Below are 24,200 nucleotides of genomic sequence, written 5' to 3' on the forward strand. Positions count from 1 at the left end.
CTCGGGGTGTTCAGAGCTGGCCGACGTCCGTGACCCGGACGACGGCGCGGCCCTCCTCGTCGGAGGCCGCGAGATCGACCTCCGCGCTGATGCCCCAGTCATGGTCGCCGTTCGGGTCGGCGAACGTCTGCCGGACGCGCCACAGACCGTGCTCGGGATCCTCCTCGATGAGCAGCAGCTTGGGGCCACGCGCGTCGGGGCCGGTCCCGAGATCTTCGTACTCGTCCCAGTACTTGTCCATGGCCTCGCCCCAGGCGTCCGCGTCCCAGCCGGTTTCGCCGTCCAGTTCGCCGAGCTCCTCGACGTGGTCGAGGGCGGCCAGCTCGACCCTGCGGAACAGCGCGTTGCGCACCAGGACGCGGAAGGCACGGGCGTTGGCCGTGACCGGCTTGACCTGGTCGGCCCTCTCTTGGGCCTCCTCGGCCGTCATGACCTCCGGGTTGGCCAGCTGCTCCCACTCATCGAGGAGGCTGGAGTCGACCTGACGGACCATCTCGCCGAGCCAGGCGATCAAATCCTCCAGGTCCTCGGACTTCAGGTCGTCCGGGATGGTGTGCTCCAGGGCCTTGTACGCGCTCGCGAGGTAACGCAGCACGATGCCCTCGGTGCGGGCGAGCTCGTAGAAGGACGTGAACTCGGTGAAGGACAGCGCCCGCTCGTACATGTCGCGGACGACGGACTTCGGGGAGAGCGGGTGGTCACCGACCCATGGGTGGCTCGTGCGGTAGGTGTTGTACGCGTGGAAGAGCAGCTCCTCCAGAGGCTTCGGGTACGTGATGTCCTGGAGCCGCTCCATCCGCTCCTCGTACTCGACACCGTCCGCCTTCATCAGCGCCACGGCCTCGCCGCGCGCCTTGTTCTGCTGGGCCGCGAGGATCTGGCGCGGGTCGTCGAGGGTGGATTCGACGACGGACACCATGTCGAGGGCGTACGAAGGCGACTCGGGGTCGAGGACTTCGAAGGCGGCGAGGGCGAACGTCGACAGTGGCTGGTTGAGCGCGAAGTCCTGCTGCAGGTCGACCGTCAGGCGCACGATGCGGCCCGTGGCATCCGGCTGGTCGAGCTTCTCCACGACGCCGCCGGCCAGGAGCGAGCGGTAGATCGCGATGGCCCGGCGGATGTGCCGCAGCTGCTGCTTGCGCGGCTCGTGGTTGTCCTCGAGGAGGTGGCGCATCGCCTCGAAGGCGTTGCCGGGGCGGGCGATCACCGACAGCAGCATGGTGTGCGTGACCCGGAAGCGGGAGGTCAGCGGCTCCGGGTCGGAGGCGATGAGCTTCTCGAAGGTGTTCTCCGTCCAGCCGACGAAGCCCTCGGGAGCCTTCTTGCGCACCACCTTGCGGCGTTTCTTCGCATCGTCGCCCGCCTTGGCGAGCGCCTTCTCGTTCTCGATGACGTGCTCGGGCGCTTGGGCGACCACGAGGCCCGCGGTGTCGAAGCCCGCGCGCCCGGCCCGCCCGGCGATCTGGTGGAACTCCCGTGCGCGCAGAGTGCGGACACGGTTGCCGTCGTACTTGGTCAGTGCGGTGAACAGGACCGTGCGGATCGGGACGTTGACGCCGACGCCGAGGGTGTCCGTGCCGCAGATGACCTTGAGGAGGCCCGCCTGGGCGAGCTTCTCCACGAGGCGGCGGTACTTGGGCAGCATGCCCGCGTGGTGCACGCCGATCCCGTGGCGCACGTAGCGCGAGAGGTTGCGGCCGAACTTGGTGGTGAAGCGGAAGCTGCCGATCAGGTCGGCGATCTTGTCCTTCTCCTCGCGCGTGCACATGTTGATGCTCATCAGCGACTGCGCGCGCTCGACAGCCTGGGCCTGCGTGAAGTGCACGATGTAGACCGGTGCCTGCTTGGTCTCGAGCAGCTCGGTGATCGTTTCGGTGATCGGCGTCAGGCGGTACTCGTACGACAGCGGCACGGGGCGCGTCGCCGAGCGCACCACCGAGGTGGGCCGCCCCGTGCGGCGCGTCAGGTCCTTCTCGAACATGGAGACGTCGCCGAGCGTCGCCGACATGAGGATGAACTGCGCCTGCGGCAGTTCGAGCAGCGGGATCTGCCAGGCCCAGCCGCGGTCCGGCTCGGCGTAGAAGTGGAACTCGTCCATCACGACCTGGCCGACGTCGGCGGCCTTACCGTCCCGCAGCGCGATGGAGGCGAGGACCTCGGCCGTGCAGCAGATGACGGGGGCGTCGGAGTTGACCGACGCGTCGCCCGTGAGCATGCCGACGTTCTCAGTGCCGAAGAGCTTGCACAGGTCGAAGAACTTCTCCGACACCAGCGCCTTGATGGGCGCCGTGTAGAAGGTGACCTTGTCCTGGGCGAGAGCCGTGAAGTGGGCCCCCGCCGCGACCAGGCTCTTGCCCGAGCCGGTCGGAGTGGACAAGATCACGTTCGCCCCGGAGACCACCTCGATCAGCGCCTCCTCCTGGGCCGGGTAGAGGGTGATCCCCTGGTCCTCGGCCCACGACGAGAAGGCTTCGAAGAGGGCATCTGGGTCGGCATCCGGCGGCAGCTGATCGATAAGGGTCACACCCCCATCTTGCCCTCCTTCTCACCTGATCAGGGAACCGGCGGTCTCCACGAAGATCACGAACGCTACGCTGTGTGGCCAACGGGGCGTCAGAACAACGGAAACGGGGCGGGCAGCAGCAATGATGGGACCGGCACACTCACTGTCGGGGGCGGCGGCCTGGCTCGGAGTCGGCGCGGCCGCCGCGGCCGCGGGGCACATGATGCCCTGGCCGGTCCTCCTCGTAGGAGCCCTGATCTGTGCCGGGGCGGCGCTCGCGCCCGACCTCGACCACAAGTCGGCGACCATCTCACGTGCCTTCGGACCGCTCTCGCGGGGACTGTGCGAGATCGTCGACAAGCTCTCGTACGCCGTCTACAAGGCGACGCGCAAGCAGGGGGACCCGCGTCGCTCGGGCGGGCACCGCACGCTGACGCACACCTGGCTGTGGGCGGTACTGATAGGGGTGGGCGCCTCGGCCCTGGCGATATCCGGCGGGCGCTGGGCGGTTCTCGCGATCCTCTTCGTCCACATGGTGCTCGCCATCGAAGGCCTGCTGTGGCGGGCGGCGCGCGGGTCGAGCAGCGATGTGCTGGTGTGGCTGCTCGCCGCGACGAGCGCCTGGATCCTCGCCGGGGTGCTCGACAAGTCCGGCAACGGTTCGGACTGGCTGTTCACCGCGCCCGGCCAGGAGTATCTGTGGCTGGGGCTGCCGATCGTCCTTGGCGCGCTGGTCCACGACCTCGGGGACGCGCTGACGGTTTCCGGATGCCCGGTCCTGTGGCCCATTCCCATCGGCCGCAAGCGGTGGTACCCGATAGGGCCGCCGAAGGCGTTGCGCTTCCGGGCCGGGAGCTGGATCGAGCTGAAGGTGCTGATGCCGGTGTTCATGCTGCTCGGGGGAGTGGGCGGCGCGGCCGCGCTCAACTTCATCTGATCGTCGGCTCTGGTAAGAGGGCGGGCCTCGGCTCAGGTGCCCGAGGGGCCGCTCGGGGCCTCGGTGGCGGGCGGGCCGGTACGAGCCCTGGTGCCGGGCACGTCGGCCCGGGCTCCGGTGGCGGGCAGGCGCTCGCCGTGCCAGGAGCGCCAGAGCGCCGCGTAGGATCCGTCGGCCGTCACGAGGTCCTCGTGGGTGCCGAGCTCGGTCACCCGGCCCGCCTCCATGACCGCGACGCGGTCCGCGTCATGGGCGGTCTGCAGACGGTGGGCGATGGCGATGACGGTCCGCCCATGGAGGACGGTGGCCAGAGCTCGTTCAGTGTGGCGTGCCGTCGTCGGGTCCAGAAGCGCGGTGGCCTCGTCGAGTATCAGAGTGTGCGGATCGGCGAGCACGACCCGGGCCAGCGCCAGCTGCTGAGCCTGTGCCCCGCGCAGCCGGCGGCCGCCGGAGCCCAGCTTGGTGTCCAGGCCGTTCGGCAGGTCTGCCGCCCATGCGGCACCGACCGCTGTGAGGGCGGCGTGCAGCTCGGCGTCCGTGGCGGACTCCGCCGCGATCAGCAGATTGTCCCGGAGGCTGCCCAGGAACACGTGGTGCTCCTGGGTGACCAGGACGACCTGTCGCCGCAGCCGGTCGGGGGACAGGTCGGCGATCGGGACCCCGCCGACGGTCACCGTGCCGTTGGTCGGTGCGTCGATGCCGGCGAGGAGTCGGCTCAGGGTGGTCTTGCCCGCGCCGGAGGGGCCGACGATGGCGAGGCGTTCGCCGGGGCGTACGGACAGGTCGACGCCGCGCAGCACTTCGGCGCCGTCGCCGTAGGCGAAACGCACACCGTCGACGTCGATGCGGTCGTCCTCGGGGGCGCGGCCGGGGGCGGAGGCGTCAGCCGAGGTCGTGCGGCCGGTCGTACCCTTCGGGGCGGTGGCCAGCCCCTCGACGCGGGCGAAGGAGGCGCTGCTGCTCTGCAGCTCCTCGACTCGCTGCAGGATCGTGTCCAGCGGCTGGGAGAGCTGGCGCAGGTACAGCGCCGACGCGACCACCGTGCCGAGACTGACCGTGCCGTGGTCGTGCAGGACGCCGCCGACGAGGAGCACGGCGACCACCGGGATCACGTACGAGATGTCGATGGACGGAAAGAGGACGCTGCGCAGGAAGAGGGTGCGGTCACGGCCGGCGACGCACCGTTCGATCTCCTCCTCGCTCTGCGCGATGCGACGCTCCCGCAGACCGAAGGCCTCGATGGTGCGTGCCCCGGAGGCGGTCGCGGCGAGCACCTCCGCCAGTGCGGAGTGGGCCGCTCCCTGGTCGAGGTAGGCGGAGCGCGCCCGTCGCAGGTACCAGCGGGTGGCGAACCAGATGCCGGTGAGGCCGAGCACACCGCAGGCGCCGAGCAGCGGATCGAGGAGGAACACCGCGCCGAGGATGAACAGCGCCTGCACGGCCGCGACGAAGACGTCGGGTCCGGTGTCACGCAGCGTCTGGCCGGCGGTCGCGACGTCGGATGTGCCGCGGGCGGTCAGGTCTCCCGCGCCCGCGCGTTCGACGACGGAGGCGGGCAGCGCGAGCGCGCGGTCGACGAACTGCTCGCGAATGCGGGCGAGGGTGCGTTCGCCGAAGCGGTGGCCGAGGTAGCGGGCGTGGCGCGCCAGGAGAAGATACGCAAGGGCTCCGACGAGGATGCCGAGAGCGAGGCGGTCCACGGCCTCGACGCCGCCACCGTCCTTGACCGTGTTGATGATGCGACCGAGGAGCCACGGGCCGACGAGGCCGGCGGCCGCGGCGAGCGCATTGAAAACGATCATGGCGGTGAAGGCCCGGGCATCTCGCCGTATCAGGTCCAGCGCGGCGCGGTTCACCTGACGCGGGCCCGCGACGGGCAGGTGCCCGGGTGCGGCTTCGGGTCTGTCTCCGCGGTCGGGCGGCGTCATCGGAGGACCTCGTGAGTCGGTTCGGTGGAGGGACGGGGGTTCTCGTGGTCTTGTGGTGCTGGTGTGTCGTGATTCTCGGGATCGTCGTGCGCTTCCCCCTGTTCGATGGAGCCGCGCGACACCAGGCTTCGGTAGTCCCGGTGGGCGGCCAGCAGATCGGTGTGGCGGCCGACGGCGGCCACCTGCCCGTCGACCAGGTAGTACACGGTGTCGGCCTGGGCGAGGACGAGAGGGGAGGTGGTGGTCACGAGGGTCGTGCGGCCGCCGCGGGCGGCGCGCAGACGGGCCGCCATCCTGGCCTCGGTGTGGGCGTCGACCGCCGAGGTGGGTTCGACGGCCAGCAGCACCTCGGGGTCGGCGAGCAGAGCTCGGGCCAGCCGGAGGCGCTGGCGCTGGCCGCCGGAGAGGTTGTGGCCGTGGGCGTCGAGGCGGGCGTCGAGTCCGCCGGGAAGGCCGAGCACGATGTCGCGGGCCACGGCCTCCTCGACCACGCGGGCGAGAGTCTGCTCGTCCGGGTCCTGGCGGCCGGAGATCGCCGCGCGCAACGTACCGGCGAAGAGATCGGCTTCGTTGTCCGCGACGAGGATCCGGGCGCGGACCTGGGCCAGGGCGACGGCGTCGAGGCGGACCGTTCCCCAGGTGGTCGGGGAAGGAGTGAACCGGCCGAGGCGGTCGACGACGTCCGTGGCGTCCGACGTGCGGGCGCTGACGAGCGCGGTGAGGATGCCGGGTGCGACCGTTACGCCGGAGAGCGGATCGTGCAGCATGGCCGGCGCCTCGGGACCGTCGACAGGGTTACACGCTTGCCGGTAACCTCCGCGCGCAGCCTGTCCCTGTCCCCGCCCCTGTCCCTGCCCTTGCCCCTGAGGGGCCCGCCACCGGTCGCCCCGACCTCGGCTTCATGCCCGTGCAGCCGATCTGTGGAGCCGTCCGCTCCGCCCGGTTCCTTCCCGGGACCGGGCGAGAAGTCCTCCGGTTCCAGGCTCAGGAAGTGCACGACCCGCCGTGCCGAGACCAGGCCCCGGCTGATGTCGTAGCCGCTCTCGATGAAGGACGACACCGGCACCACGAGAACGGCGACGTAGCCGTAGACGGCCACCAGCTCGCCGACCGTGATGGTCCCCTGCGCGGCCATGCGGGCGGCGAGCCACGTCACGGTGGCCAGGAACACCGTGGGCAGGCCGAGCCCGAAGGCCTGGATCCAGCTCATCGACGAGCCCACCCGGTTGCCCTCGTCCAGCAGCTTCCGCGAGCCGTCGCGGTAGCGAGCCGCGAACACCTCCTTGCCGCCCAGACCGTTGAGGACCCGCAGCCCACCGACCAGATCGCCGAGTACGGCGGCGAGGGCGCCCTGCCGCTCCCGGTACGCGGTCTCGGCCTCTTGCAGACGGCCGAGGAACGGGCCGACGAGCACGGCGAGCAGCGGCACGCCGACCAGCACCACCACCGCGAGCAGAGCCGAGACGGACAGCAGCAGAGCGGCCACCACCAGGTAGGCGATCACCGCGCCCACGCCAGGGCCCGTCACGGTCAGGGTCTGGCCGATCACGCCCACGTCGGAGTGCCCGATCGTGACGACCTCACCTGCCGAGACACGACGTGGCAGCGCCGCGCCGAGCCGGGTCGCGTGGTCGACCACGACACGTACGGTGCGGAAGTAGGCGTCCAGCCGGATCCGGGTCATCGTGCGGTGCCGCATGATCGCCAGCCAGGCGTTGAGCACTCCGATACCGAGCAGGACCGCGGCCCAACCGACCAGTGCCCCCTGATCGCCGGGCCGCAGGCCGTCGTCGATGGCGCGCGACAGGACGTACGGAGGCAGCGTCAGGCAGATCATCCATGCCGTGCCCAACAGGGCTCCGGCCGCGACCCGTCGGCGCTGGCTGGTGGTCACCCACCAGAGGTAACGGGCAGGCCCGCGCCGGTCAGGGGTGCCGGGATCCGTGGACGATGCAGCCATCCGCCTACCCTAACTAGCCCTGGCCGGGCGGGTGTAAGTGGCCCTGCCACCAGCAACCCCCTACCCGTGCCAGGACCGCCACAGTGCCGCGTACGCGCCGTCGGCGGAGACGAGTTGGTCGTGGCTGCCGAGTTCGCTGATCCGGCCGTTCTCGACCACCGCGATGAGGTCCGCGTCGTGCGCGGTGTGCAGGCGGTGGGCGATCGCCACGACCGTGCGGCCGTCCAGGACGCGGGCGAGCGAGCGTTCCAAGTGGCGTGCGGCGCGCGGGTCGAGGAGCGAGGTCGCCTCGTCCAGGACCAGCGTGTGCGGGTCGGCGAGGACGAGACGGGCCAGCGCGATCTGCTGCGCCTGCGCGGGCGTCAGCGCGTACCCGCCAGAGCCGACCTCGGTGTCAAGACCCTCGTCGAGGCCCCGCGCCCAGTCGGCCGCGTCGACAGCGCCGAGCGCCGCCCACAGTTCGGCGTCCCGTGCCCCGGTCCTGGCGAGGAGGAGGTTGTCGCGCAGGGAGCCGACGAAGACGTGGTGCTCCTGGTTGACCAGGGCCACATGGGTGCGGACCATTTCCGCAGGCATGTCGGACAACGCGGCGCCGCCCAGGGTCACTTGACCGGTGCGCGGCCCGTAGATGCCGGCGAGCAGCCGGCCCAGCGTCGACTTGCCCGCGCCCGACGGGCCGACCAGGGCGACGCGCGAGCCGGGCTCGACGGCAAGGGACACCTCGCGCAGCACGTCGACGCCCTCGCGGTAACCGAAGTGCACGTCATCCGCGAGGACATCGCGTCCCTTGGGGATGACGGAGGCGTCACCCGCGTCCGGTTCGATGTCGCGGACGCCGACGAGCCGGGCCAGCGACACCTGGGCCACCTGAAGCTCGTCGTACCAGCGCAGGATGATCCCCAGCGGGTCGACGAGCATCTGGGAGATCAGCACGCCCGTGGTCAGCTGCCCCACGCCGATCCAGCCCTGAAGGACGAAGACTCCGCCGATCATCAGCGTCGAGCAGAGCACGGTGGTGTGGGTGAAGGTGATCACAGGGAAGAGCACCGACCGCAGATAAAGGGTGTACCGCTCCCAGGCGGTCCACTCCTTGATGCGGCGTTCCGACAGTTCGATGCGGCGCTGACCGAGCCGGTGTGCCTCGATGGTGCGGCCCGCGTCGACGGTCTCGGCGAGTGCGGCGGCCACGGCGGCGTATCCGGCGGCCTCGGAGCGGTAGGCGGAGGGGGCCCGCTTGAAGTACCAGCGGCAGCCCACGACGAGGAGCGGCACGGCGACGAGGACGGCGGGCGCCAGCGGCGGCGCGGTCACGACAAGACCGCCGAGCAGCAGTGCGACCCAGACCACGCCGATCGCGAGTTGCGGTACGGCCTCGCGCATGGCGTTGGCCAGGCGGTCGATGTCCGTGGTGATCCGGGAGAGCAGATCGCCTGTCCCGGCCCGCTCCAGGACTCCCGGCGGCAGTCCGACGGACCGCACGAGGAAGTCCTCCCGCAGATCGGCCAGCATCCGCTCGCCGAGCATCGCGCCACGCAGCCGCACCTCTCGTACGAAGAAGGCCTGCACGGCGAGCGCGAGCGCGAACAGGCCGATGGTGCGCTCAAGATGGAGGTCGCGGGCGCCGCCCGAGACCTTCTCGACGAGGTCGCCGAGAAGGTAGGGACCGGCCATCGAGGCGATCACGGCGAGCGTGTTCACCGCGATGAGCAGCAGGAAGGCCCGGCGGTGGCGCTGGAACAGCTCGCGCACGTAGGTGCGGACGGTCGCGGTCGCGCCTATGGGGAGGGTCTCCGCCGTCGTGGGGGCCGCCGGGTCGTACTCCGGTGGCGCCAGGCCGATCATGCCGTCTCCTCGATGTCGAATGCGGTGAGGGCGTCCACGCGGGCGCGCTCGTCGTCGGTCTCGCGGGTCACGACCGCGCGGTACCGCGGTTCGCTGTGCACCAGTTCACGGTGGGTACCGACCGCCGCGATCTCGCCGTCGGCCAGGAAGACGACACGTTCGGCGCGGTCGAGGAGCAGCGGCGAGGAGGTGAGTACCACGGTGGTGCGTCCGGCCCGCAGACGCCGGATGCCGTCGCCGACCCGTGCCTCGGTGTGCGAGTCGACGGCGGACGTCGGCTCGTCCAGCACCAGGGCTTCGGGGTCGGTGACCAGGGAGCGGGCCAGCGCGAGGCGTTGGCGTTGGCCTCCGGACAGGGAGCGGCCGCGTTCCGTGAGGTGGGCGGCCATCGGGTCGTCGTCCACCGACGTCTGCGCCAGTGCGTCCAGGACGTCCGCGCACTGCGCCGCCGCGAGAGCCTCCTCGGGGGTGACGGCTCCGGACGCCGGTACGTCGAGGAGCGCGCTGAGCGTGCCGGAGAGCAGGACAGGGTCCTTGTCCTGCACCAGGACGGCGGTGCGCGCGACGGACAGCGGCAGGTCATCGAGCGGTACGTCTCCCAGACGTACGGACGGCAGGCCTGTCGCCTCCTCGAACGCGGGGTGCCCGCCGAGGCGTTCGGCGAGCCGTCCCGCCTCGTCCGGGTCGCCGCAGACCACGGCGGTGAGGCGTCCGGCCGGGGCGAGAAGCCCCGTCACGGGGTCGTACAGGTCGCCGGTGGGGCGGGCTCCGCCCGCCCACGGACGTTCGGCGTGCCCGGACGCCGTGGCCCCGGCCCCGACCGGTGATGGGGCGGGCGGCTTCTCGGCCTGCCCCGCCGTGCTCGCCTTCGCGGGCCCGGTCGTCGGCTCCGCCGTCCGTTCCAGGGAGAGCACCCGTGCCGTCCGCTTCGCGGAGGGGCGGGAGAAGGAGTACGCCATGGCGATCTCCTCGAAGTGCCGCAACGGATAATTGAGCATCATCACCGCGCTGTAGACGGTGACCAGTTCGCCGACGGTGATCCGGCCGTCGCGGGCGAGGTGCACGCCCTGCCAGACGACCGCGATCAGCAGCAAGCCAGGCATCAGGACCTGGATCGCGGAGATCACGGCCCACATCCGGGCGCTGCGCACCGCGGCCGTGCGGACTTCCTGCGAGGCGCGGCGGTAGCGGTCGAGGAAGAGTTCCTCACCGCCGATGCCGCGCAGCACCCGCAGACCGGCGACGGTGTCCGACGCCAGCTCGGTGGCCCGTCCGGCCTTCTCGCGCTGGAAGTCCGCCCGGCGCGTGGCGGGCGGCAGCAGCGGGAGCACGGCGAGTGCGAGCACCGGGATGCCCACGGCGATGACGACACCGAGCGCGGGCTGGTAGAGAAGGAGGCCGACGCAGACCAGGACGACCGTGAACGCGGCCGCGGCGAACCGCGACAGCGCCTCCACGAACCAGCCGATCTTCTCGACGTCACCGGTGGAGACCGCGACGACCTCACCGGCCGCCACGCGCTGGGTGAGGGCGGAACCGAGCAGGGCGGTCTTGCGGGCGAGGAGTTGCTGTACGCGGGCCGCTGCCGTGATCCAGTTGGTGACCGCCGTGCGGTGCAGCATCGTGTCGCCCAGCGCGATGGCCACGCCGAGGAGACCGATCAGCGCGCCCGCGAGGGCGAGCCGTCCTCCGGACCGGTCGAGCACGGCCTCCACAGCGATGCCGACCATGTAGGGCAGGCCCGCGATGGAGCCGAAGTGCAGGAGGCCCCAGGCGAGGGATCTGAGCTGTCCCCCGAGCTGGTTGCGGCCGAGCCACAGCAGGAAGCGTGGCCCTGACCGGGCATCGGGGAGGCCGGGATCGGAATACGGAAGATCGCGAATCTGCATGACGTCCCAGGACTCGGAGCGGTGACCGTCGGCTCCGACCTCAGGAGAGGCGAGCGGCGGTAACAAACCGTGAAAGGTTCGCGTCGGACGGTGGTCCGAGGCAAACGATTTTCCGTCCAGAGGTAAAGAATCGGCCCGTCTTCGCCCGGGCGCCCGGGCTGGACGGGGGCATCGCGGGCCGGGTGCGACCATGGACGGATGCGTATAGCCGGTGCGGTGCGAGCGGTGGTCGCGGCAGCGGCCTGCGGGGTCCTTCTGACGTCCTGCGGGAGCGGAGGCGGCAGTTCGGCGAAGACGGAGACGGAGAAGAAGAAGGACGACGCCGGGTCCGGGCAGGCCAAGGGCGCCGGGGGCGCGCATCAAAGGCATGTCGACCTCAAGAGCATTCCCGATGTGGGCGACCGCCTGCGGTCGAGGATTCCCGAGGACTCCCGTCAGGTCGTCGCGGTCTACGGCGACGGCGAGGACTCGGCGAAGTCGACCGTCGTGCTCTACACGAAGTCGGGCAAGACGGACACCACGTGGGAGAAGACCCGCAGCTGGCCCGCGCACAACGGGAAGAGGGGCTGGACCACCGACCACCGCGAGAACGACAAGCGCAGCCCGGTCGGGGTGTTCACGCTCACCGACGCGGGCGGCGTCCTCGCGGACCCGGGTGCCAAGTTCCCGTACACGGAGTCGGCCTCCATGCAGGCCCCGCACTACTGGCCCAAGACGCACTGGCACGATTTCGACTACGTCATCGCCATCGACTACAACCGCGCCAAGGGCACCCCGCCGAACGACCCGACGCGCCCGCGGGGCCAGGCGGAGGGTGGCAGCATCTGGCTGCACATGGACCACGGCAGCGGTACGTCGGGCTGCGTGAGCCTGTCCAAGTCGGGCATGCGGTATCTGCTGCGCACGCTGGACCCGAAGCAGCACCCGGTCGTGGTGATGGGGGACAGGGCGAACCTCAAGGCGTGAGCCACCACCGCCGCTGAAGAGCCTGAAGGGTCCTGGAGAGCCCGAAGAGCCTGAAGAGCCCGAAGGTGCCATTGCGGTGATCGGGAACTGCCCATAGAAAACCCCCATGAGAAGACGCGTCATGTCCATGCTCGTCGGGGTCACCCTCGCCGCGAGCGCACTCTTCGGCACAGACCAGGCCACGGCCACGGCCACGGCCGCCGGTACGCCCACGCCCCCACCCGAGTTCGGCACCGACTGGCATGACCCGGTGACCGCCGCGCCCCCGGTCTCCAAGCCGCGCACCAAGTCCTGCGACGTCACGGTCGCCGAGGCGCGGTTCAAGGACTTCACGCCGTACGAGGGCGACTACACGCCACCCCGCGGGTGCGGTGACCGCTGGGAGAAGGTGGTGCTGCGCCTGGACGGCAAGGTGAAGGGAAGGCAGTACGACCGTCTCGGCCATCTGCGCATCGGGGGCGTAGAAGTGTTCCGCACGTCCACTCCGCAGCCGTCCCCCGACGGCATCACCTGGTCCGTGGAGAAGGACGTCACCCGCTACAGCGAGACGCTGGGCCGCGACCAGCGGGTCGAGATGCTCATCGGGAACGTCGTCAATGAGACGTACACCGGCATCATCGACGTCAAGGCCACGCTGACGTTCTACAAGGAGAAGAACGGCACCGCCGACGAGAAGGAGAAGGGCACCGTCGCGCAGGCGCCGCCCGACCGGATCCTCCCCCTGGGGGACGGCACCGCCCTCACCACCCCGCGCAACAGCGAACGCATCGTCGCCGAGGTCTATGCGACCGGCTCCGGCGGGGGCTGCGAGGAGTACTGGTACATGACGGTGCCCGACGCCGTGCCGTACTCCTGCAAGGCGGACAACGGCCCCTACCGCGAGGTGCAGATCACGGTCGACGGCCAACTGGCGGGCGTGGCCGCGCCGTTCCCCACCGTGTGGACCGGCGGCTGGTCCAACCCCTTCTTGTGGTACGTGATCCCGGGCCCCCGGGCCTTCGACGTCAAGCCCATCGAGTACGACCTGACGCCGTTCGCGGGACTCCTCAACGACGGTCGCCCGCATGAGGTGGAGGTCACCGTCGTCGGCGTGCCGAAGGCGCAGACGGGCTGGAGCACCCCGGTCAACGTCCTGGTCTGGCAGGACGAGAGGAGCGAGCGCGTCACGGGCGAACTGACCCGCCACAAGGAGAGCGCCCTCGCGAACAAGTCGACGCACACGCCCGGCTCGGGTGAGGCCGCGCACCGGCTCGACACCGAGGGCGGCCACCGTCTGAGCGTCTCCGGTCATGTGAACACCTCGCACGGCCGCGTCACCACGACCGTGACGCGCACCCTCGCCAACACCTCGGTGCACCGATGGACCGAGGGCGAGGCGCTGGACGCGCTCAAGGCCACCTGGACCGACCGCGAGACGGTCACGACGGGCCGCCGGGCGGTACGGACCGACCGGACGTACACGATGGACGGCACGACGACGCTCGGCGCGGATGACCGGCTCCGTACGGAGATCTCCCTCGGTGATCGCGCCGAGAGCGTCTCGGCGCGTGGCGACCGGCGGATCGGGTGGTCGGTGATCGATGACCGTTACGACGGTGACGCCTCGTACATCTCCAACGTTCCGCGCGAGGAGCGGCACGCGAGGGGCACCTCCCGCGAGCGCTACCGGCAGTACGGCGACCGCGGCTGCCACGACCGCACGCTGGCCACCGTGCAGGGCGTTCTGACGGAGGACCGGCTGCGCTGCTGAGCGCCGCGCGGAAGGAGGCCCCGGCGCTCGCTACGCCTCCGGCTTCTGCGAGTCCACTCCCGGACGCGCCTTCTTCCACAGTCCGCGCGTGAAGTCGGGGATCGCCTGCGGTGCGCCCTTCGCCTTGATCGAGAGATGGCTCAGCGGCACGGGGGCCGTCCACGTCGCGGCGTCGTACACGTCGAAGTCCGGGACGAGGCCGAGCCGCATGGTCTGCATCAGCCGGAAGATCATGATGTAGTCCATGCCGCCGTGCCCGCCCGGCGGATTGGCGTGCTCCTTCCACAGCCAGTGGTCGAAGTCGGCGTACTTGGCGAAGTCGGCCCACTGGTCGTTCGTGTGGTCCGGCTCGATGTAGATGCGGGCGGGGTAGTCCTCGAAGACGCCCTTCGTGCCGCCGAGGCTGTTGATCCGGCTGTAGGGGTGGGGGGTCGAGACATCGTGCTCCAGGCGGATCACCCGCCCCTTCGCCGTCTGTACGAGGCTGATGGTGCGGTCGCTCTCGATGTACGTCTCCTTCCAGCTCAGGTCGCCCGCCGGCATGTGTGCCTCGCGGTACTCGGCGAGGCCGAGGGCGGGCGTGCCGAAGCTGGAGATGTGCGTGACGCGGTCGCCGCGGTTGACGTCCATGTAGTTGGCGACCGGGCCGAAGCCGTGGTTGGGGTAGAGGTCGCCGCGCAGCCGCGTGTGCCACAGGCGGCGCCACGGGCCCTCGTAGTAGTCGGGGTCGAACATCAGGCCGCGCAGATCGTGGTTGTAGGCGCCCGCTCCGTGCAGCAGGTCGCCGAACTTGCCCGCGTGTGCCATCCGCAGGACGCGCATCTCGTTCTTGCCGTAACAGCAGTTCTCCAGCTGCATGCAGTGTCTGCGGGTCCGCTCCGAGAGGTCCACCAGCTCCCACAGCTCGTCCAGACGCATGGCGAGGGGGCACTCCACGCCCACATGCTTGCCGCCCAGCATCGCCGACCTGCAGATGGCGAAGTGGGAGTCCCAGGGCGTCGCCACGTACACGAAGTCGATGTCCCCGCGCTCGCACAGCTTCTCGTAGTCGTGCTCGCCCTTGGTGTACGTCGCCGGGGCCGGCTGGCCCGCGGCGGTGACCTTCTTCGCGGCGGCCGCGGTCTTCTCCTTGACCGGGTCGCAGAGCGCGACGACGCGCACGCCCGGAAGCGCGAGGAACAGGTCGATCATGGAGCCGCCGCGGTTGCCGAGCCCGATGATCCCGACCCGTACCGTGGAGCGCCGCTGGAACGGCACGCCGATCATGGTCTCGCCCTTGCGCGCCGACGCCATGTCCGCGGCGGCTGGGGCGGCGCCCGGGGTGTCGGCGTGTGCGGTGCCGCCCGCGAAGGCGCCGACTCCGAGCCCGGCTCCGGCGAGGCCCGCCGTGCGCAGCACCGTGCGGCGCGAATGGCCGTCGTCCGGTATGCCCGCGGCGCCTTCCTCGGGGGTGGCGCCGTCAGGGGTCGGTGTCGCGTTCTCGTCGTGCATCGGACCTCCGTAGCTGTAAGTCGGGTGGTCTCTACCACTGGGGCGGAAGCCACCCTGATGGGGCTACGGCGGGGATGCAAGAGGCTGGAGTGGTCGGGGAGTTGGATTTCCGTGAGACAAGAGAAGACCCTCAGCCGAGCGCGGGACGCGTCGCCCGCTCCAGCTCCAGCAGCGCGGAGTAGTACCCGCGGCCCGTCGCGTGATCCATGCCCACCTCGCACATACGGTTCGCCGAGAGGTGGGCGTCGAAGGAGCGGACGGTGACCTCCGTGGCCTCCCGGCGGGTGGCCGACTCGGTGAGTTCCTTGTGGAGCATGCCCCGATCACCCGCGAACGCGCAGCACCCGGCGTCGTCCGGCACCACCACCTCGTCCGCGCAGGCCTCGGCGACGGCACGCAGCTGTGGCTCGTCACCGAGGTGCCGCATGGAACACGTGGGGTGCAGGACCGCGGAGCCGATCGTGCGGTGCACGGTCAGGTGCGGGAGCAGCTCGTCGGCGGCCCACACGATCGAGTCGACGACCGTCAGCTCCCGGTGCAGCGCGCGGTTGTCGGCCGTCAGATACGGCACCACCTCGTGCGCGATGCCGAGCGTGCACGACGAGGCGTCGACGACCAGCGGCAGACGGCCGCCCGCGGTCCAGCCCCAGGCGGCCTCGACGATGCGATTGGCCATGAGGACGTTCCCGGCGTCGTACCCCTTGGAGTGCCAGATCGTCGCGCAGCACGTCCCCGCGACATCGTTGGGAATCCAAACCGGCTTGCCCGCGCGCGTGGAGACGGCGACGACGGCCTCGGCCAGGGAGCGGTCGCCCGGGCTGCCGAAGATGCGGTTGACGCACGCCGGGTAGTAGACGGCGGAGGCGCCCACCCGCTCGGTGCGCGGCAGTTCGCGTACGGAGGCCCCGGGGATCCGCGGCAGCCACTCCGGGACGAGGTCGGGGCGTACGGCTTTGCGGGCGGTACGGGTCACCGCGGTGAGCAACCGGTCGCTGATCCTGTCGGCGGCGGCCACCGCGAGCCGCGCGGACGCCTCGACGGCTTTGAAGTTCCTCGCGGCGAGGGCGGCCATCCTCTCCTCACGGGGCGAGTGGCGCGCGTGCCGGAAGTCCTTCATGAGGGCGCCGGTGTCGATGCCGACCGGGCACGCCAGCGCGCAGGTCGAGTCGCCCGCGCAGGTGTCCACGGCGTCATAGCCGTACGCCTCGACGAGGCCGTCCTCGACGGGGGAGCCCGGAGCCTGGCGCATCATCTCGCGGCGCAGCACGATGCGCTGGCGCGGCGTCGTGGTCAAGTCCTCGCTGGGGCACGTGGGTTCGCAGAAGCCGCACTCGATGCACGGGTCCGCGATCGGCTCCACCTTCGGGATGGTCTTCAGGCCCCGCAGATGGGCCTTGGGATCGCGGTCGAGGACGATGCGCGGGGCGAGCACGCCGTCCGGGTCGATGACCTGCTTGGTGCGCCACATCAACTCCGTGGCCTTGGGACCCCATTCGAGCTCCAGGAAGGGCGCGAGATTGCGGCCCGTGGCGTGCTCGGCCTTCAGGGAGCCGTCGAAGCGCTCCACGGTCAGGCGGCAGAACTCGTCCATGAAGGCGGCGTAGCGCGCCACGTCGGAGGGCAGCGCCGCGTCGAAGGCGAGCAGGAAGTGCAGATTGCCGTGTGCCGCGTGGCCCGCGACGGCGGTGTCGAATCCGTGCCGCGTCTGGAGGTCGAGGAGGGCCTCGCAGGCCTCCGCGAGCCGGCCCGGGGGCACCGCGAAGTCCTCGGTGATCAGCGTGGTCCCCGAGGGGCGGGTGCCGCCGACGGCCGTGACGAACGCCTTGCGCGCCTTCCAGTAGCCGCCGATCGTCTTCGCGTCGCGCGTGAACGCGTTCGTCACCGAGGGGACCGGGGCGACCAGTTCAAGCCCCTCCAGGGCCTTGGCCGCGGCGGCCTCGTACGCCTCCCGCGTGGCCTCGTCCGGCGCCCGGAACTCCACCAGGAGCGCCGTCGTCGACTTCGGGAGCCCGGCCCAGTCGGCGGGCACGCCCTGGACGCTGACCGAGGCGCGCAGGGTGTTGCCGTCCATCAGCTCGACGGCGAGCGCACCCGCCGCGGTGAACAGCGGCACCGCCGCGGCGGCCGCCGGCAGCGAGGGGAAGAAGAGCAGGGCGGTGCTGGTGTGCCGGTCCAGCGGCAGCGTGTCGAAGACGACCTCCGAGATGAAGCCGAAGGTGCCCTCGGAGCCGACCATCAGACCGCGCAGGATCTCCACGGGCGTCGTGCCGTCGAGGAAGGCGTCGAGACGGTAGCCGTTGGTGTTCTTGATCTGGTACTTGGTGCGGATCCGGGCCACCAGCTCGGCGTCCGCCTCGATCTCCCGCTTGATCGCGAGCAGCCCCTCGCACAGGGCGGGCTCCGCGTGCGCCAGCTGTTCGTCGGCGTCCGGCTCGGCCGTGTCCACGACCGTGCCCGACGGCAGGACGAAGGTCAGCGAGGCGACCGTGCGGTAGGAGTTGCGGGTCGTGCCCGCCGTCATGCCCGAGGCGTTGTTCGCGACGACGCCGCCGATCGTGCAGGCGATCGCACTCGCCGGGTCGGGGCCGAGCACCCGGCCGAACCGGCCGAGCGTGGCGTTGGCGCGCACGACCGTGGTGCCGGGAGCGATGCGCGCCCGCTCGCCCGCGCCGAGCACCTCGACGCCCGCCCAGTGCTTGCGCACGTCGACGAGGATGTCCTCGCCCTGGGCCTGGCCGTTCAGCGACGTGCCCGCGGCGCGGAAGACGACCTCGCGGCCCTTGCCGTGCGCGTACGACAGGACGGCCGAGACGTCGTCGATGTCCACGGGGACGACCACGACCTGCGGCACGAAGCGGTAGGGACTGGCGTCCGAGGCGTACCGCACCAGGTCCGAGACCTTCGTGAGGACCTTGTCCGCGCCGAGCAGCGCGGTCAGCTCGGAGCGCAGCGGTTCCGGGGTGCCGGCGGCCCGCCGGTCCGGCACACGATCGGGTGACGGGCCCTGTTCGCGCGGTGGGGGGCGCAGGGCGTCCGGCTCGGGCTCCAGCAGCGGCATGGTCTCTCCTCGGCGGTGTCAGCGACGACCTGGCGATGTCGGCGACGACCTGGCGGTGTCAGCAACGACCTTCGGGGTCGTCGAGCAGGGCGGACAGCAGACCGCCGAGGACCGCGCGCTGGTCGGCGGTCAGCGGAGCCAGGATGTCCTCTGCGGCGGCCCGACGTGCGCCGCGCAGCTTCTTCAGGGCATCTTGTCCCGTATCGGTCAGTTCGATCCGGATGACGCGGCGATTGCTCGGATCCGGTGCCCGGCGCACCAGGCCGCCCGACTCCAGGCCGTCGACCAGGCTCGTCACGGCGCGCGGGACCACTTCGAGGCGCTGCGCGAGGTCGGCCATGCGCGGCGGTCCCTCGAAGTGCGCGAGAGTGCGCAGCAGCCGGGACTGGGCCGGGGTGACGCCCACCGGCTCCAGATGGTGCTTCTGGATGCGGTGCAGCCTGCGGGTGAGCCGCAGCAGCTGTTCGGCGAGAGGGCCGTCGGTGTCCGGGGTGCTCATGCCGGGAACATTATCAGGACCTAGTACATTGTGAGCATAGGTAACAGTGAGTTAAGCTCTCTGAATATTGTCGTCCGACTCCCCGTAGGAGCCCATGCGTCACGACGAACCGACCTGGACGCCGCCACCCCAGGCCCCCGACCAGGAACCTCCGCGCCAGATGCGCCGCATCCTCCGCCTCTTCCGCCCCTACCGAGGCCGCCTCGCGGTCGTGGGCCTGCTGGTCTGCGCCGCCTCCCTCGTCTCGGTCGCGACCCCTTTCCTGCTCAAGGAGATCCTCGACACCGCGATCCCGCAGGGGCGCACGGGCCTGCTGAGCCTGCTCGCGCTCGGCATGATCCTCAGCGCGGTGGTCACGAGCGTCTTCGGCGTCCTGCAGACCCTGATCAGTACGTCCGTCGGGCAGCGGGTCATGCACGACCTGCGCACGGCCGTCTACGGCCGGCTCCAGAGCATGTCCCTGGCCTTCTTCACCCGCACCCGCACCGGCGAGGTCCAGTCCCGCATCGCCAACGACATCGGCGGCATGCAGGCGACCGTCACCTCCACCGCGACCTCCCTCGTCTCGAACCTCACGAGCGTGATCGCGACCATCGCCGCCATGCTCGCCCTGGACTGGCGCCTGACCGTCGTCTCGCTGCTGCTGCTCCCGGCGTTCGTGTGGATCAGCCGCCGCGTCGGCCGCGAGCGCAAGAGGATCGCCACGCAGCGCCAGAAGCAGATGGCCGTGATGGCCGCGACCGTCACCGAATCGCTCTCCGTGAGCGGCATCGTCCTCGGCCGCACCATGGGCCGCGCCGACTCGCTGACCAAGTCCTTCGCGGACGAGTCCGAGCAGCTGGTCGACCTGGAGATCCGGTCGAACATGGCGGGCCGCTGGCGCATGGCCGTCATCTCGATCGTGATGGCCGCCATGCCCGCCGTCATCTACTGGAGCGCGGGCCTCGCGTTCCAGATGGGCGGGCCGACCGTCTCGATCGGCACGCTCGTCGCCTTCGTCTCGCTCCAGCAGGGCCTGTTCCGGCCGACCGTGAGCCTGCTCTCCACCGGCGTGCAGATCCAGACCTCGCTCGCGCTCTTCCAGCGCATCTTCGAGTACCTCGACCTGAGCGTCGACATCACCGAGCCCGAGAAGCCGGTCCGCCTCGACGCGATCAAGGGCGAGGTCCGCTTCGAGGACGTCGAGTTCCGCTACGACGACACGTCCGGGCCCACGCTCCAGGGCATCGACATCGTGATACCCGCCGGCGGCAGCCTGGCCGTCGTCGGGCCCACCGGCTCCGGCAAGTCCACCCTGAGCCACCTCGTCCCCCGGCTGTACGACGTCACGGGCGGCCGCGTCACCCTCGACGGCGTCGACGTGCGCGACCTGGACTTCGACACCCTCGCCCGCGCGGTCGGCGTGGTCTCCCAGGAGACGTACCTCTTCCACGCCTCGGTCGCCGACAACCTCCGCTTCGCCAAGCCCGACGCCACCGACGAGGAGCTGGTCACCGCGGCCCGCGCCGCCCAGATCCACGACCACATCGCGTCGCTCCCCGACGGCTACGACACGGTCGTCGGCGAGCGCGGCCACCGCTTCTCCGGCGGCGAGAAGCAGCGCCTGGCCATCGCCCGCACCATCCTGCGCGATCCGCCGGTCCTCATCCTCGACGAGGCGACCAGCGCCCTGGACACGCGCACGGAGCGGGCCGTGCAGGAAGCCATCGACGCCCTGTCCGCCGACCGGACCACCCTCACCATCGCCCACCGGCTCTCCACCGTCCGCGGCGCCGACCAGATCGTCGTCCTGGACGCGGGGCGCACCGCGGAGCGCGGCACCCACGAGGAACTCCTGGCCCGTGACGGGCGGTACGCCGCCCTCGTCCGCAGAGACGCCCAACTGGAGCCGACGACATAAAGATATGTCGTAATTAAGCGTATTTGCGGGTTAATGTGCCCCCATGCAGACCAAGAAACCGCGACGGGGCACGATTCGACTGACGCGGCGGGGCTGGACCGCCCTGATCGCGACCGGAGCCGTCGTGGCGGCCACCGCCGTGGCGGTGCCGCTGCTGCTCCCGGACGACGACGGACGCCCCGAGTCCCTGACCATCTCCGAGGGCTGGCGGTCGGGCCAGGTGTACGCGGCCGTGGACAAGGCCCTGAAGGTGCCCGCGGGCACCACCAAGAAGGCGCTGCCCAAGGCCGATCTCAGGCTCCCCGGCGACGCCGGGGGCAACCCCGAGGGGTACCTCTTCCCGACGACGTACCCGATCGGCTCCCAGTCGACGCCGGCGTCCGTGCTCTCGTACATGGTGAACACGGCGAACAAGAAGTTCAGCGGTGGCCATGTCACGGCGGGTGCCGACCGCAACGCGGTGAACGTCTACCAGACCGTCACCATCGCCAGCATGGTCCAGGCGGAGGCGGACTCCGAGGCGGACATGGGCAAGGTGGCCCGGGTCGTCTACAACCGCCTGGACAAGGGCATGCCCCTGCAGATGGACTCCACCATCGACTACGCCCTCAACCGCTCCACGCCGACCACCGGGGACCGTGACACGAAGGTCAACAGCGACCCTGACACGAAGGCCAACAGCCCGTACAACACCCATGCGCGCATGGGCCTGCCGCCCACACCGATCAGCAATCCGGGTGAAGAGGCGGTGCGCGCGGCGATCAGCCCGGCCGCGGGGGACTGGCTGTACTTCGTGACGGTGAAGCCGGGTGACACGCGCTTCACGGCGAACTTCGAGGAGCACCAGAAGAACGTCGTGGAGTCCAGCAGGAACAGCAAGCAGAGCCGCCGCTCCTGACCCGCCCGCAAAGGGAGTGGTCCGGGGCGTCGGCTCACACGGCGGCCGGCGCCCCCGCCAGCAGCCGCTGGATGTCACGTACGGCCGCGCGCCCCGCGCGATTGGCGCCGATCGTGCTGGCCGAAGGCCCGTACCCCACCAGGTGGACGCGGGGGTCCGCGACGGCCCCGGTGCCGTCCACGCGGATGCCGCCGCCCGTCTCGCGCAGCCGCAGTGGAGCCAGGTGGTCGATCGCGGCGCGGAAGCCGGTCGCCCAGAGGATCACGTCCGCGTCGACGCGACGCCCGTCGTCCCACGCGACCCCCCTCGGCGTGATCCGGTCGAACATCGGCAGCCGGTCGAGGACCCCGTCGGCGCGCGCCTGCCGTATCGCGTCGTTCACGGCCAGGCCGGTCACCGACACCACACTGCGCGGGGCCAGCCCCTGACGTACGCGCTCCTCGACCATGGCGACCGCCGAGCGTCCCCAGTTCTCGTCGAACGGCCCCTCGCGGAACACCGGCGGGCGCCGCGTGACCCAGGTGGTCCGCGCCGCGTACGGAGCGATCTCCATCAGGTGCTGCGTGCCCGAGGCGCCACCGCCGACGACGATCACCCGCTGTCCCGCGAAGGGCTCGGGCCCCGGGTAGACGGCCGTGTGCAGCTGACGCCCCCGGAAGGTGTCCTGGCCCGGATAGCGCGGCCAGAACGGCCGGTCCCAGGTGCCCGTCGCGTTGATCAGCGCACGCGTCGACCAGGTGCCCGCCGATGTCTCCACGAGCAGCCGCCCGTTCTCGCCCTCGCGCACCTTGCGCACATCGACGGGGCGCCGTACTCGCAGGTCGAAGCGGTCCTCGTACGCCGTGAAGTACTCCCCGACGACCTCCGACGAAGGACGCGCGGGGTCGGCGCCTGTCAGCTCCATGCCGGGGAGCGCGTGCATGCCGTGCACCTTCCCGTAGGTCAGGGAAGGCCACCGGAACTGCCAGGCGCCGCCGGGCCGGGGCGCGTGATCGAGGACCACGAAGTCGCGGTCCGGCTCGAAGCCGACCCGCCGCAGGTGGTAGGCGCTGGACAGGCCCGCCTGACCCGCGCCGACGACGACCACGTCCACGTCTTGTGCCGCTGCGGCGGCGGCCGCGTCTCGTACCCCGATGCCGTTCACGTTTCTACTAACTTCAGCGGGGTCCGGGATCTTCCCCCGCCCCGCCCTTGATCTCCACCGTCAGGAACGACAGCACGTCGTCGCCGATGTTCTTGAGGTCGTGGAGGTGGTGGCGGCCGCCGTCGCAACGGAAGTACAGGGTCTGGCCGCGGACGTATGAGATCTCCCGACTGGTGCCGTCGCTCGCGTGCCGGCGGGCCCGGCCGCCGGTGAGGGCCGTCCAGGAGTAGTCCCGTACATGCCGGTGAACGGGAAGGCGCTCCCCGGGCTGGAGGTGGGTCTCCCAGACGCGCACCAGGTCGGTCTCGTGCACCAGCGTCTGGCCCGCCCGGTCGCGGTGGGCGTTGTTGTCGAACTCCGTGTGCAGCTCGGGGCTCCAGCGAGCGAACCCTTCGGCGACGAGGGTGCTGGTGAGAGGGGCATCGGAGGAGGGGGCGGAGGCGGAGGCGGCGGATGAGTCGTTGCCCACGAACTGGCTCCTTTCGGGTGTCTGTTCAGAGCGCCGAGGTGAGCGCGTCGAGCAGGATGTCGTTCGCGCGCCGGGTGCCGATGGAGACGCGGCACGTGGCGGGGACGAGCCGCCCGGTGTCGGCGACGATGATTCCCGCGTCGCGGAGCTGTGCCATCACGCGCTCGTGCCGGTGGAGCCGGACCAGCAGGAAGTTGGCCTCGGAGGGGAACACCCGCTCCACCGCCGGATGACCGGCCAGGGCGGCGGCCATCCGGTCGCGCTCGGCACGGATGAGCCGCATGGCGGCGAGCGCCCGGCGGGAGTTGGTCAGCCGGTCCCGCACGGCGCGCTGGGACGCGTCCGTGAAACCGAACGGCACCTGCACGCGCCGCAGCGCGTCGACGATCCCGGGCCGGGCCAGCGCGATCCCGCAGCGCGCACCGGCCAGACCCCATGCCTTCGAAAGGGTCCTGAGCACGATGAGGTTGTCGTGCCGTGCGACGAGACCGGCGTACGAAGGGTGCTCGCTGAACTCGACGTAGGCCTCGCCGATCACCACAAGGCCGCGGGTACGCGTGACGAGGTCGACCACCCGCGCCCGGTCGAGCCTCGTCCCGACGGGGTTGTTCGGATCGCACAGGATCGTCACCCGCGGATCCGCCGCCAGGATCCGCTCGGTGTCGAGCCCGGACAGGTCGTCGCCGCGCAGCGGTGCCTCGACGACGGGCAGCCGCAGGAGGCGGGCGAAGTGGGCGTAGAGCTCGAAGGTGGGCGGCGTGACGCAGACGGGCTCGCCGGGCGAGGCGAGCGCCGCGAGGCGACTCTTGCAGCGCCGCGTCAGGTGCCGGACGCACGCGCCCATGAGCAGGACTCCGATCACTACGAGGCCGGTGACCGTCGTGTGTTCCCTCCCGGTTCCGCCGGCCCCTTCGGCCGGTACGCAGATAAGAGGCGGGCAGGTCCGGGAAGGATTCACCAATTCAC

The 24,200-nt window shown here is 70.9% G+C and carries 15 protein-coding genes and 1 pseudogene; 5 read left to right on the forward strand and 11 right to left on the reverse strand.

All coding sequences use genetic code 11. The features are described from left to right. Positions 1–10: 10 nt before the first annotated feature. Positions 11–2,524: a DEAD/DEAH box helicase gene (locus tag ACWDVB_RS28205; protein WP_451516097.1), complete on the reverse strand. Its 2,514-nt coding sequence runs from the start codon at positions 2,522–2,524 to the stop codon at positions 11–13. A gap of 121 nt (positions 2,525–2,645) precedes the next feature. On the opposite strand from ACWDVB_RS28205, the gene ACWDVB_RS28210 reads away from it, so the two are divergent. Beyond that, on the forward strand, positions 2,646–3,440 hold the full coding sequence (locus ACWDVB_RS28210; RefSeq protein ID WP_451516096.1) for a metal-dependent hydrolase: 795 nt from the start codon (positions 2,646–2,648) through the stop codon (positions 3,438–3,440). Positions 3,441–3,472: 32 nt separating this feature from the next. On the opposite strand, the gene ACWDVB_RS28215 is transcribed toward ACWDVB_RS28210, so the two are convergent. From ACWDVB_RS28215 to ACWDVB_RS28230, 4 genes and pseudogenes are all read right to left on the reverse strand, one after another. Beyond that, the gene (locus ACWDVB_RS28215) at positions 3,473–5,368 is read right to left on the reverse strand and encodes an ABC transporter ATP-binding protein (protein WP_451516095.1); all 1,896 of its coding nucleotides are present in this window, start codon (positions 5,366–5,368) and stop codon (positions 3,473–3,475) included. Continuing rightward, positions 5,365–7,328: pseudogene (locus ACWDVB_RS28220) on the reverse strand (ABC transporter transmembrane domain-containing protein). Before ACWDVB_RS28220 ends, ACWDVB_RS28215 begins: the two are co-directional and overlap by 4 nt. A 60-nt stretch (positions 7,329–7,388) precedes the next feature. After that, the gene (locus tag ACWDVB_RS28225; protein WP_451516094.1) at positions 7,389–9,170 is read right to left on the reverse strand and encodes an ABC transporter ATP-binding protein; all 1,782 of its coding nucleotides are present in this window, start codon (positions 9,168–9,170) and stop codon (positions 7,389–7,391) included. Continuing rightward, a complete protein-coding gene (locus tag ACWDVB_RS28230; protein WP_451516093.1) occupies positions 9,167–11,059 on the reverse strand; it encodes an ABC transporter transmembrane domain-containing protein in 1,893 nt (630 codons plus the stop codon). Before ACWDVB_RS28230 ends, ACWDVB_RS28225 begins: the two co-directional genes overlap by 4 nt. Before the next feature lie 198 nt (positions 11,060–11,257). Between ACWDVB_RS28230 and ACWDVB_RS28235 the strand changes: the two genes are divergently transcribed. Further along, a complete protein-coding gene (locus tag ACWDVB_RS28235) occupies positions 11,258–12,025 on the forward strand; it encodes a L,D-transpeptidase family protein (protein WP_451516092.1) in 768 nt (255 codons plus the stop codon). 106 nt (positions 12,026–12,131) lie between these two features. Further along, positions 12,132–13,775 (forward strand): peptide-N4-asparagine amidase, encoded by a 1,644-nt coding sequence (locus ACWDVB_RS28240; RefSeq protein ID WP_451516091.1) that lies wholly within the window; start codon positions 12,132–12,134, stop codon positions 13,773–13,775. A gap of 30 nt (positions 13,776–13,805) precedes the next feature. Here ACWDVB_RS28240 and ACWDVB_RS28245 read toward each other — a convergent pair whose 3' ends face one another. The 3 genes from ACWDVB_RS28245 to ACWDVB_RS28255 form a co-directional block, all read right to left on the reverse strand. Continuing rightward, positions 13,806–15,266 (reverse strand): Gfo/Idh/MocA family protein, encoded by a 1,461-nt coding sequence (locus ACWDVB_RS28245; RefSeq protein ID WP_451516090.1) that lies wholly within the window; start codon positions 15,264–15,266, stop codon positions 13,806–13,808. 130 nt (positions 15,267–15,396) lie between these two features. Next, entirely contained in the window at positions 15,397–18,324 is a 2,928-nt protein-coding gene (locus ACWDVB_RS28250) for an FAD-binding and (Fe-S)-binding domain-containing protein (RefSeq protein WP_451516089.1), read from the reverse strand. A gap of 58 nt (positions 18,325–18,382) precedes the next feature. Continuing rightward, on the reverse strand, positions 18,383–18,823 hold the full coding sequence (locus ACWDVB_RS28255; protein WP_451516088.1) for a MarR family winged helix-turn-helix transcriptional regulator: 441 nt from the start codon (positions 18,821–18,823) through the stop codon (positions 18,383–18,385). Between the two features lie 94 nt (positions 18,824–18,917). Here ACWDVB_RS28255 and ACWDVB_RS28260 point away from each other — a divergent pair, with 94 nt between their 5' ends. Next, positions 18,918–20,723: an ABC transporter ATP-binding protein gene (locus tag ACWDVB_RS28260; RefSeq protein WP_451516087.1), complete on the forward strand. Its 1,806-nt coding sequence runs from the start codon at positions 18,918–18,920 to the stop codon at positions 20,721–20,723. A 43-nt stretch (positions 20,724–20,766) separates the two neighbouring features. Continuing rightward, positions 20,767–21,621, forward strand: coding sequence for an endolytic transglycosylase MltG (gene mltG, locus ACWDVB_RS28265; protein ID WP_451516086.1), 855 nt, complete (start codon positions 20,767–20,769; stop codon positions 21,619–21,621). Between the two features lie 34 nt (positions 21,622–21,655). Here the strand turns inward: mltG and ACWDVB_RS28270 are convergent, their stop codons facing one another. The 3 genes from ACWDVB_RS28270 to ACWDVB_RS28280 are packed head-to-tail and all read right to left on the reverse strand — an operon-like array spanning position 21,656 to position 24,096. Then, the gene (locus tag ACWDVB_RS28270) at positions 21,656–22,765 is read right to left on the reverse strand and encodes an NAD(P)-binding domain-containing protein (RefSeq protein WP_451516085.1); all 1,110 of its coding nucleotides are present in this window, start codon (positions 22,763–22,765) and stop codon (positions 21,656–21,658) included. Between the two features lie 13 nt (positions 22,766–22,778). Next, positions 22,779–23,234 carry a hypothetical protein gene (locus ACWDVB_RS28275; protein WP_451516084.1) on the reverse strand — a complete coding sequence of 152 codons (456 nt, stop codon included), beginning with the start codon at positions 23,232–23,234 and terminating at the stop codon, positions 22,779–22,781. A 25-nt stretch (positions 23,235–23,259) separates the two neighbouring features. Next, positions 23,260–24,096, reverse strand: coding sequence for an aminotransferase class I/II-fold pyridoxal phosphate-dependent enzyme (locus tag ACWDVB_RS28280; protein WP_451516083.1), 837 nt, complete (start codon positions 24,094–24,096; stop codon positions 23,260–23,262). Between the last annotated feature and the right edge of the window lie 104 nt (positions 24,097–24,200).

Source organism: Streptomyces sp. NPDC003379 (assembly GCF_053589195.1).

Excerpts from the sequence above, each read along its gene's own strand:
- ACWDVB_RS28230 (WP_451516093.1), bottom strand. The coding sequence starts at position 11,059 with ATGCAGATTCGCGATCTTCCGTATTCCGATCCCGGCCTCCCCGATGCC.
- ACWDVB_RS28260 (WP_451516087.1), top strand. The coding sequence starts at position 18,918 with ATGCGTCACGACGAACCGACCTGGACGCCGCCACCCCAGGCCCCCGAC.
- ACWDVB_RS28225 (WP_451516094.1), bottom strand. The coding sequence starts at position 9,170 with ATGATCGGCCTGGCGCCACCGGAGTACGACCCGGCGGCCCCCACGACG.
- ACWDVB_RS28245 (WP_451516090.1), bottom strand. The coding sequence starts at position 15,266 with ATGCACGACGAGAACGCGACACCGACCCCTGACGGCGCCACCCCCGAG.
- ACWDVB_RS28240 (WP_451516091.1), top strand. The coding sequence starts at position 12,132 with ATGAGAAGACGCGTCATGTCCATGCTCGTCGGGGTCACCCTCGCCGCG.
- ACWDVB_RS28235 (WP_451516092.1), top strand. The coding sequence starts at position 11,258 with ATGCGTATAGCCGGTGCGGTGCGAGCGGTGGTCGCGGCAGCGGCCTGC.
- ACWDVB_RS28215 (WP_451516095.1), bottom strand. The coding sequence starts at position 5,368 with ATGACGCCGCCCGACCGCGGAGACAGACCCGAAGCCGCACCCGGGCAC.
- ACWDVB_RS28250 (WP_451516089.1), bottom strand. The coding sequence starts at position 18,324 with ATGCCGCTGCTGGAGCCCGAGCCGGACGCCCTGCGCCCCCCACCGCGC.
- mltG (WP_451516086.1), top strand. The coding sequence starts at position 20,767 with ATGCAGACCAAGAAACCGCGACGGGGCACGATTCGACTGACGCGGCGG.
- ACWDVB_RS28255 (WP_451516088.1), bottom strand. The coding sequence starts at position 18,823 with ATGAGCACCCCGGACACCGACGGCCCTCTCGCCGAACAGCTGCTGCGG.
- ACWDVB_RS28210 (WP_451516096.1), top strand. The coding sequence starts at position 2,646 with ATGATGGGACCGGCACACTCACTGTCGGGGGCGGCGGCCTGGCTCGGA.